Annotated in this window: 6 protein-coding genes; 4 read left to right on the plus strand and 2 right to left on the minus strand. The window is 45.5% G+C overall.

What is annotated here, in order from left to right; all coding sequences use genetic code 11:
* Window positions 1-23: 23 nt before the first annotated feature.
* Window positions 24-1,514, minus strand: coding sequence for a DUF1846 domain-containing protein (locus RDS42_RS02150; RefSeq protein ID WP_308782144.1), 1,491 nt, complete (start codon window positions 1,512-1,514; stop codon window positions 24-26).
* Between the two features lie 167 nt (window positions 1,515-1,681).
* Here RDS42_RS02150 and ftsH point away from each other — a divergent pair, with 167 nt between their 5' ends.
* Genes ftsH through RDS42_RS02170 form a run of 4 tightly spaced genes read left to right on the plus strand, consistent with a single transcriptional unit; the run spans window position 1,682 to window position 7,450 of the window.
* The gene (gene ftsH / locus RDS42_RS02155; RefSeq protein ID WP_308782145.1) at window positions 1,682-3,667 is read left to right on the plus strand and encodes an ATP-dependent zinc metalloprotease FtsH; all 1,986 of its coding nucleotides are present in this window, start codon (window positions 1,682-1,684) and stop codon (window positions 3,665-3,667) included.
* Window positions 3,654-5,522 carry an excinuclease ABC subunit UvrC gene (gene uvrC / locus RDS42_RS02160; RefSeq protein WP_308782146.1) on the plus strand — a complete coding sequence of 623 codons (1,869 nt, stop codon included), beginning with the start codon at window positions 3,654-3,656 and terminating at the stop codon, window positions 5,520-5,522. Before ftsH ends, uvrC begins: the two co-directional genes overlap by 14 nt.
* 47 nt (window positions 5,523-5,569) lie before the next feature.
* A complete protein-coding gene (gene hprK / locus RDS42_RS02165) occupies window positions 5,570-6,502 on the plus strand; it encodes an HPr(Ser) kinase/phosphatase (protein WP_308782147.1) in 933 nt (310 codons plus the stop codon).
* Window positions 6,503-6,520: 18 nt separating this feature from the next.
* On the plus strand, window positions 6,521-7,450 hold the full coding sequence (locus tag RDS42_RS02170; protein ID WP_308782148.1) for an ROK family glucokinase: 930 nt from the start codon (window positions 6,521-6,523) through the stop codon (window positions 7,448-7,450).
* A 92-nt stretch (window positions 7,451-7,542) separates the two neighbouring features.
* On the opposite strand, the gene RDS42_RS02175 is transcribed toward RDS42_RS02170, so the two are convergent.
* Complete coding sequence (locus tag RDS42_RS02175; RefSeq protein WP_308782149.1) at window positions 7,543-10,176, minus strand: PBP1A family penicillin-binding protein; 2,634 nt, start codon at window positions 10,174-10,176, stop codon at window positions 7,543-7,545.
* Window positions 10,177-10,207 lie beyond the last annotated feature (31 nt).

Genomic DNA, 10,207 nt, shown 5'->3' on the forward strand with positions numbered 1-10,207 from the left:
TTCCGGAGGTTTTCTTATGGATCTTATTTATCATCGTCGTCATTGTTTTTCTTTTTTTCAAATTTGGGTTCGCAGGTCAGTTCGATACCAAGTCTTCGGAACTGCCAGATGTCCACGGAGGACAGCATGACAGAGGTGTGGGCCTGACAGCCCTTTAATTTAGGCAGCTGTTCCAGCGCCAGCCCGGCTTCCGGATTGCTTGCAGCGCTGACGGAAAGGGCAATAAGAGTTTCGTCTGTGTGGAGACGGGGATTTTTGCTTCCCAGATATCTTGTTTTCAGCTCCTGGATAGGACGGATAGCTTCCGGGGAGATTACATGGTGTGCATGTTCAATTCCTGCCAGTTTTTTCAGGGCATTAAGAAGGAGCGCGGAAGAGGCTCCAAGCAGATCAGAGGTCTTTCCGTCAATTATTTCGCCATCAGGAAGTTCCAGGGCAGCAGCAGGAGCACCTGTCTGCTTTTCGATATCCAGAGCAGCAGTGACTACTTTGCGGTCCTCCAGGGATGCATGAGCCTGTTTCAGAAGCAGCTCGATCTTACAAACTTCATCTTCTTTTCCTGTACCGGATACAAGGGCATCACAGCTTTTATAATAGCGGCGGATGATCTCCTGACGGGAGGCCTCTTTGCAGACCTCATCATCCACAATACAGTTCCCTGCCATATTAACGCCCATATCTGTAGGTGATTTATAAGGACATTCGCCCATGATCTTTTCGAACATAGCCTGAAGCACAGGGAAAATTTCCACATCACGGTTATAATTGACAGTAGTCTCTCCATAAGCTTCCAGATGGAAAGGGTCGATCATATTTACATCGTTCAGATCTGCGGTAGCTGCTTCATATGCCAGGTTGACCGGATGCTTCAGCGGAATATTCCAGATAGGGAAAGTCTCAAATTTTGCATATCCGGCGCAGATACCGCGTTTGTGTTCATGATAAAGCTGGGAGAGACACACGGCCATTTTACCGCTGCCCGGTCCCGGTGCAGTGACTACCACCAGAGGTCTGGAGGTTTCGATATACTGATTTTTGCCGTAGCCCTCATCGCTTACGATAAGAGAGGTATTGCTGGGATATCCCGGGATATTATAGTGGACAAATACACGGATGCCCAGTTTTTCCAGTCTGTTTTTAAAGAGGTCGGCTCCTTCCTGACCGGAATAACGGGTGATGCAGACGCTTCCCACATAAAGTCCGCGTTCAGAAAATACTTCGATCAGACGAAGGACATCTTCATCATAGGTGATGCCCAGATCTCCGCGGACTTTGTTTTTATCAATATCAGCAGCGCTGATGACGATGACGATCTCTGCCTGGTCACTGAGCTGCATCAGCATGCGGAGCTTACTGTCCGGTTCAAATCCAGGAAGGACTCTGGATGCATGAAAATCATCAAATAGTTTGCCGCCAAATTCCAGATAAAGTTTATTTCCGAATTTACCGATCCTTTCGCGGATATGTTCTGACTGCATGGTTAGATATTTTTCGTTATCAAATCCTGTCTTCATATTGTTTTCCTTTCCCGATTCACGTCGTTGGCAGAAATTCTGCCTTGTTCATGCTGATAGTATACTACGAACAACTGATGGATGCAAAACTTTTTTAAACAGACTAATTCTGTTGATTTATGGAGGAAATCTCTTTATAATAAAGAAGACAGTAGAGGAGGAAAAGAATGAACGATCATATGGAAAATCGTCCGGATGGAAAAAGACCGGACCGTAATGAGCCCGGAAAACAAGGGCCAAATAAAAACCGCCAGTCGCTGCTGGCATTTTTACTTTGTCTTCTGGTGACACTGATCTGCCTGAGCTTTATAACAGAAATCCGTAATGGGGGCACCAGTGAGATCACTTATGACAAATTTATTGAAATGGTGGAGAAGGATCAGGTAAAAGAAGTGACACTGCAGTCCGGTGTACTGACAGTTGAACCAAAGCTTCATGATTCTTTTGAAAAGAAACAGTACCATGTAAATCAGATGGAGAATATTGATGCGCTGACTGCCAGACTGGAAGGTAAGGGAATCATTTTTCAGTACGAGCAGCCTGACGCAATGCTGGAGATTCTTTCTATGCTGCTCAGCGTGCTGCTTCCCACAGTTCTTATGTTTGGAATGCTGATGTTCTTTATGCGCCGTATGAATAAAGGCGGCGGTGTTATGGGAGTGGGTAAAAGCCGTGCAAAGGCATATATCCAGCAGGAGACAGGCATTACCTTTAAGGATGTGGCCGGACAGGACGAGGCAAAAGAATCTCTTCAGGAGGTTGTAGATTTTCTTCATAATCCGGGAAAATATACAGCTATTGGAGCTAAGCTTCCCAAAGGTGCGCTTCTTGTAGGACCTCCGGGAACCGGAAAGACTCTCCTGGCAAAGGCTGTAGCGGGAGAGGCAAAGGTGCCGTTTTTTTCTCTTTCCGGTTCGGAATTTGTGGAGATGTTTGTAGGTGTAGGTGCGTCTCGTGTCCGCGATCTTTTTGAGGAAGCTAAGAAAAATGCTCCCTGTATTGTATTTATTGATGAGATCGATGCAATTGGAAAAAGCCGTGATTCTCATTATGGAGGAGGGAATGATGAGCGTGAGCAGACTCTGAACCAGCTTCTTGCGGAAATGGATGGATTTGATACATCCAAAGGCCTTCTGATCCTTGCGGCGACCAACCGTCCGGAAGTTCTGGATCCGGCACTTCTCCGTCCGGGACGTTTTGACCGTCGTGTGATTGTAGACCGTCCGGATCTGAAGGGCCGTGTGGAGGTTCTGAAAGTACATGCCAAGGACGTGCTTCTTGATGAAACGGTAGATCTGGATGCCATTGCTCTGGCAACCTCCGGCGCAGTGGGATCCGACCTTGCAAATATGATCAACGAAGCAGCAATCCTTGCAGTAAAGAATGGACGCAGGGCAGTATCCCAGAAGGATCTTCTGGAATCTGTGGAAGTGGTTCTTGTAGGAAAAGAGAAGAAAGACCGTATTTTAAGTGAACAGGAAAGGCGTATCGTATCTTATCATGAAGTAGGTCATGCCCTTGTCAGTGCCCTTCAGAAAGACGCGGAGCCGGTGCAGAAGATCACTATTGTTCCCCGTACCATGGGAGCCCTGGGATATGTTATGCATGTTCCGGAAGAAGAAAAATTCCTTAACACACAGAAAGAACTGGAAGCAATGCTTGTTGGATATCTGGGCGGCCGTGCTGCAGAAGAGATCGTCTTTGATACGGTGACCACAGGTGCAGCCAATGATATCGAACAGGCGACCAAGGTTGCAAGAGCTATGATCACCCAGTATGGTATGTCGCAGAAATTCGGTCTTATGGGACTGGCTTCGCAGGAAAATCAGTATTTGTCAGGAAGAGCTGTATTAAACTGCGGTGATGATACGGCAACAGAAATCGACCATGAGGTAATGAAGCTTCTTCACGAATCATATGAAGAGTCTAAGAGGCTTTTAAGCGGTCACAGAACAGCTCTTGATAAGATTGCAGAATATCTGATCCGAAAAGAGACGATTACCGGAAAAGAATTTATGAAAATCTTCCGGGCAGTAGAGCGAGGAATGGATATTCCGGAAGACCTGAATGACCTGGTATTTCCGGAAGATGTGAAAGTGATCGAAGAAACCGTATCAGAAGAAAAGCAGGATACAGAAAATGTTTCAGATTGAGGAAGAACTGAAAAAACTTCCCGCCAAGCCAGGTGTTTATCTGATGCATGATGAGCGGGACGAGATCATATATGTGGGAAAGGCTGTGAGCCTTAAAAACCGTGTGCGGCAGTACTTTCAGAGCAGCCGTTACAAAGGTGCGAAAATCGAGCAGATGGTCACCCACATTGCCAGATTTGAATATATTATTACAGATTCCGAACTGGAAGCGCTTGTACTGGAAAGCAATCTGATCAAGGAACACAGACCGAAATATAACACCATGCTGAAGGACGACAAAAGCTATCCCTTCATTAAGGTGACAGTTCAGGAGGCTTATCCAAGAGTCCTTTTTGCCCGGAGGATGAAAAAAGATAAAAACCGATATTTTGGTCCGTATACAAGCGGAGGGGCGGTAAAGGACGTTATCGAGCTTGTGCGGAAACTGTATCAGGTACGATCCTGCAGCAGAACACTTCCCAGAGACTGCGGAAAAGACCGTCCCTGTCTTTATTATCATATGAAGCAGTGCACCGGTCCCTGTACGGGAAATGTGTCACAGGAGGCATACAGGGAAAATATCCAGAAGGTTCTTCGATTCCTGAACGGAGATTTTCAGGAAACTATTGATCAGCTGACGGATAAGATGCAAAAAGCTTCTGAGGAACTCCGGTTTGAGGATGCGGCAGAATGCCGTGATCTGATCCAGAGTATCCGTAAGATTGGTGAACGCCAGAAAATTACTGCTTATGGGGAAGAAGACAGGGATATCATTGCAGTGGCAATGGACGAAAGTCTGGATCTTCGAGAGCAGGATGCAGTGGTTCAGGTGTTTTTTATGCGCAGCGGCAGAATCATTGGAAGAGACCATTTTTATCTGCGAGTTGCAAGAGGCGATACCAGAGAGCAGGTACTGTCCAGTTTTCTGAAGCAGTTTTATGCAGGGACACCTTTTATTCCCAGAGAGATCATGCTTCAGACAGATGTGGAAGACCGTGAGGTGATCGAGGAATGGCTCAGTTCCAGAAGAAAACAGAAGGTTCATATTCTGGTTCCGAAGAAAGGAACGAAGGAGAAGTTGGTGGAGCTTGCCAGAGAAAATGCCCGAATGGTTCTGGATAAGGACAGAGAGCGTATCCGCCGTGAAGAAGGACGGACAATAGGAGCAGTACATGAAGTAGAGGAGTGGCTGGGACTGAAAGATATTGTCCGGATGGAGGCCTTTGACATTTCAAATATCAGTGGATTTGAATCAGTGGGATCCATGGTCGTATATGAAAAAGGACGTCCGAAAAAAAGTGATTATCGTAAATTCCGTATTAAGTCGGTACAGGGTCCAAATGATTATGCCAGTATGGAAGAAGTGCTTACCAGACGTTTTACTCATGAGAGCAATGGAGAATTTGACAGCTTTTCCAGAATGCCGGATCTGCTTCTGATGGACGGAGGCAGGGGGCAGGTAAATATTGCCCTCGGAGTTCTGGAAAAGCTTGGAATACAGATTCCGGTCTGCGGTATGGTGAAAGATGATCACCATCGTACCAGAGGGCTTTATTTCAATAATGTGGAAATTCCAATTGAAACAAACAGTGAAGGCTTTCGCCTGATCACAAGGATCCAGGATGAAGCTCATCGTTTTGCAATAGAATATCACAGATCTCTCCGCAGTAAGGAACAGGTACACTCGATCCTGGATGACATACCGGGGATCGGTGAACGGAGAAGGAAAGCACTTATGCGAAAATTCCGGTCTGTGGAAGGAATCAGGGATGCTTCTCAGGACGAGCTGGCAGAAACAGAGTCCATGAATGCAGCAAGCGCACAGCAGGTATATCTTTTTTTTCATCCTTCTGCGCAGCCGAAAGACAGAAAGTAACACAAAGTAATTTGTGCCGCTAATATATAAAAAAGGAGAACACACATATGAAAGGTGTATTGATGACAAAGATGGTGCAGGAGCAGAACCTTACCAATCTGACTCCGGAGATCGACCTGTCAGACAAGAGGATCATGACTGCAGAGATCAACCGTCCTGCACTGCAGCTTACCGGGTATCTGGAGCATTTCGCCAATGAGCGTGTTCAGATCATTGGATATGTAGAGTACACATATCTGATGCAGCTTCCGGATGAAAAGCGTCTGATGAAATATGAACGTTTTATCTCCAGTAAGATTCCCTGCGTAATCTTCAGCACTATGACAAAGCCGTCGCAGGATATGCTGGATCTTGCTATTAAATATAATGTTCCTACATTTGTAACAGAAAGAACAACTTCCAGTCTGATGGCGGAGATTATCCGCTGGCTTGGAGTACAGCTGGCGCCCTGTATTTCTATCCATGGAGTTCTGGTAGATGTTTATGGTGAAGGTATCCTGATTACTGGAGAAAGCGGTATCGGTAAAAGTGAGGCTGCGCTGGAGCTGATCAAGCGAGGACATCGTCTTGTCAGCGATGATGTGGTAGAACTCCGCAAGGTCAGCGATGTAACCCTGGTAGGTTCGGCACCTGATATCACAAGACATTTTATTGAACTGCGCGGAATTGGTATTATAGATGTCAAAACCCTGTTTGGTGTAGAAAGTGTAAAAGATACACAGTCTGTAGATCTTGTTATTAAGCTGGAGGAATGGGACAGAGATAAAGAATATGACCGTCTTGGCCTTACAGAGGAGTATACAGAATATTTGGGCAACAAGATTGTTTGTCATTCCCTGCCTATTCGTCCGGGACGTAATCTGGCAGTGATTGTGGAATCTGCCGCTGTCAACCACAGACAGAAAAAGATGGGCTATAATGCAGCAGAGGAACTGTATAAGCGTGTACAGGCCAATATTGCAAAAAAACGTGATAAATAAAAGGAGAGGGATAGGATTATGTATTGTTTCGGTATTGATGTAGGAGGAACTACTGTAAAATGCGGACTTTTTCAGACAGATGGGACTCTGGTCGACAAGTGGGAGATTCCAACAAGAACGGAAGAAGAGGGTGTTCATATTCTTCCTGATGTTGCAGCGGCAATCCAGGCAAAGATTACAGAAAAAAATATTGATAAGTCAGATGTAGCAGGTGTTGGCATCGGTATCCCGGGACCGATCAACAGCAATGGAGAAGCAGCCTGTGCAGTTAACCTTCACTGGGGATTTAAGCCGGTAGCCAAGGAACTTAGTGAATTAATCGGACTTCCGGCAAAAGCTGGAAATGACGCAAATGTAGCAGCCCTTGGGGAAGCGTGGAAGGGTGCAGCGGCAGGTTCTCAGAATGTGATCATGGTAACGCTTGGAACAGGCGTCGGCGGTGGTATTATCGTAGATGGAAAAATTGTTGCAGGACATCATGGGGCCGGCGGAGAAATCGGACATGCGAATGTATGCCATGAGGAAACAGAAAGCTGTAACTGCGGAAATAAAGGCTGTCTGGAACAGTATTCTTCTGCGACAGGAATCGTACGCCTGGCAAAAGAAGCACTTGCAGCTTCTGAAGATGCAAGTACATTAAGAGCTTTGGAAAATATAGAGGCAAAAGATGTTCTGGATGCCTTTAAAGCAGGAGATGCCCTGGCCTGCCGGGTGATGGACGAAGTAGGAGAGAAACTTGGAGGAGCGCTTGGTATCTTTGCAGCAGTTGTAGATCCTGAAGCAATCGTTATTGGAGGCGGTGTATCCAAGGCAGGACAGCCTCTGATCGACTGTATCACAAAGCACTATAAAGAGTATGCATTCTCTTTATGTAAAGAGGTTCCTATTGTGATTGCAAGCCTTGGAAATGATGCAGGTATTTATGGCGCTGCAAAAATGGTACTGTAATAACGACAAAACATATTTATGAAAAAGGGTTCTATAACCTGTATTTCAATAAAAAAAGGAGATTTCCTGTTTCGGAAATCTCCTCTTTTTTGTTACTGGGGATAATATACTTCCCAGTCTCCTTCGTTCCAGTCACCGCCATTTCCATCACCGTTTCCGGTATCACCGCCGTTATTGGGATCTTCGGTATTACCGCCGCCGTTATTAGGATCCTCGGTATTACCGCCGCCGTTATCAGGATTCTCGGTGTTGCCGCCGTTATCAGGATCCTCGGTGTTGCCGCCGTTATCAGGATTCTCCGGAACAACCGTTGGTTCCGGAATTTCCGTTTCATCATAGATGTATTCCGGAATAGGTTCTGGTTCATAGAAATGCTGATCGCAGTATTCGGTAGGAACATCGCCGATATCGAAGTATTCTGTGATCACAGAACAGCCTGCTCGCGGAAGAAGTCCGGTATCCGCACAGATGCTTACTTTTTCTACAGTGGAAGGCATTACAAAATCTTTGTTTTCCAGACCCTCATGAATCCGATTCATAACTTTTTTCCATAGGTTTTTATGGAATTCACGAGAATAATCATCTGGAAGCTTTTCGTTGTTATCGAATCCGGACCATACAGTACATGTATAATATGGTGTGTAGCCTGCAAACCACAGGTCGTTGTAATCATCTGTAGTACCTGTTTTTCCGGCAACAGTCATGTTATCCAGCTGGCATGCAGTACCGGTGCCGTAATTTACAACATCTTCCATGGCGCTGGTAAGAAGCCATGCAGTACTTTCCTTAATTACAGAACGTCCTACGGAATTTTTTTCGATAAGTACGTTTCCGTCGTGATCAAGGATCTTTGTATAATACAGAGGTTCAATATAATTACCCTGGTTTGCAATGGCTGCATAAGCGGCGCAAAGCTCAATGTTGGTAACACCATGAGTCAGACCTCCAAGAGCCATAGGAAGATTCGCATCTGTCCATACGGTTCCGTCTGCATCTGTATCGGCTTCTGTTCCATGAGCAAGGGTGGTAAATCCAAAATTATCCAGGTACTGAAGACCAAGCTCCGGAGTTACTTCCTCCAGACATTTAACAGCTACGACGTTAATAGAATTCTGAATTGCTCTACGGATAGTTGTGGTTCCGCTGTAGGATCTGGACGCATTCTCTACAGGAGATCCGTCCGGATAATTATAAGGCTCATCCTCAAAGGTTGTGGCAAGGGTCATTCCCTTTTCATTCAGTGCAGGTGCATAGGTGGATACGATCTTAAATGTAGAACCAGGCTGTCTGGTGGTATCTGTTGCGCGGTTCAGGGTAAGGCTTGCGGTCTTTTCTCCGCGTCCTCCCACAATGGCTTTTACATAGCCTGTATGCTGATCGATAACACTCATGGAGGACTGAGGCTGAGGTGCAAAATTTACACGTTCGGCAATGACAGTGCTTCCATCAGCCAGAATAGACTGTTTATATCTGTCTACATACTCCTGTCCTTCTTCCTGTGAAGAAAACAGAAGATCGAATTCAGGATCTTCATTCTGGAAGTAAAGACGAAGCATTTCTTTGCTGTAATTGACTTCTTCACCCTGAGGATTCTGAACTGTCAGTGCATAATCAAGGGCATACTGTACATTTTCAGGATAGTTTTCCGGATTTGCATATTCCTCATCCAGGATATTCTGAATGGACTGATCCTGTGTTGTATATATTTTCAGACCGCCGCTGTATACCAGGTTCTGAGCCTGGGTTCTGGTATAACCTTTGATATTCATCAGATCGCTGATGACCTGATCGATCAGTTCATCTTCAAAATAGCTGTAGATGGTATCTGCGGTTTCTGCATTCAGCGCCTGGGCAGCCTGGATCTCAGAATAAATGTCATGACTGAGGGCCTGATCATACTGCTCCTGAGTGATATATCCCTGATCACGCATATGATTAAGGACTTCTTTACGTCTTTTGGCATTGGCCTCCGGATGCTCAATAGGGTTAAACTGTGTAGGATTCTGGGTGATTCCGGCCAGTGTTGCACATTCGGAAAGATTCAGATCCCATACATCCTTGTTGAAATACTGGCGTGCAGCTGCCTGTACTCCATAGGCTCCGGCACCCAGGTTGATGGTATTCAGGTAGTTTTCAAGAATCACATTTTTATCGTTGATCTTTTTTTCAATCTGGATCGCAAGAAACTGTTCCTGGAATTTTCTGGTAAAACGTTCCAGCCATGTAGATTCGTTTGTCCAGTTGGTAAAAACATTATTCTTCAGAAGCTGCTGTGTAATGGTACTGGCACCTTCAGAAAGACCTCCGGAGCTGATGTTTTTTACAAAAGCACGGAGAATACCTCTTACATCAATTCCATTATGTTCATAGAAACGTTCGTCCTCAATAGCCACTACTGCATGCTGCAGATCTGCCGGGATCTGTTCAATAGAAACCGGAAGACGATTGGAGCTGGGAGCGGTCAGTTTGCGAAGCTGATTTCCGTCTCCGTCATACAGGAAGGTTGCATATCCCAGCGGTGAAATGTCTACATCATCTACATCCGGAGCGTTGTCTATGATCCCTCGAAATGCACCGATACCTATGCAGCCTGCGACCACGCATAAAGTGATCAGAGAAACAAAAAGAACTCTGATAAAAGAAACATGTGCGCGTTTCCCCATCATGGCTGTACGGGAAATCAGAGAATTTCGTTTTTTTGCGACTGATTTTTTACCGTAATTCATGATTTTCCTCCTTTATAATCCGTTTTATTAT

Origin of the sequence: uncultured Blautia sp., from assembly GCF_902497045.1 — a bacterium.
Classification (GTDB): Bacteria; Bacillota; Clostridia; order Lachnospirales; family Lachnospiraceae; genus Blautia_A.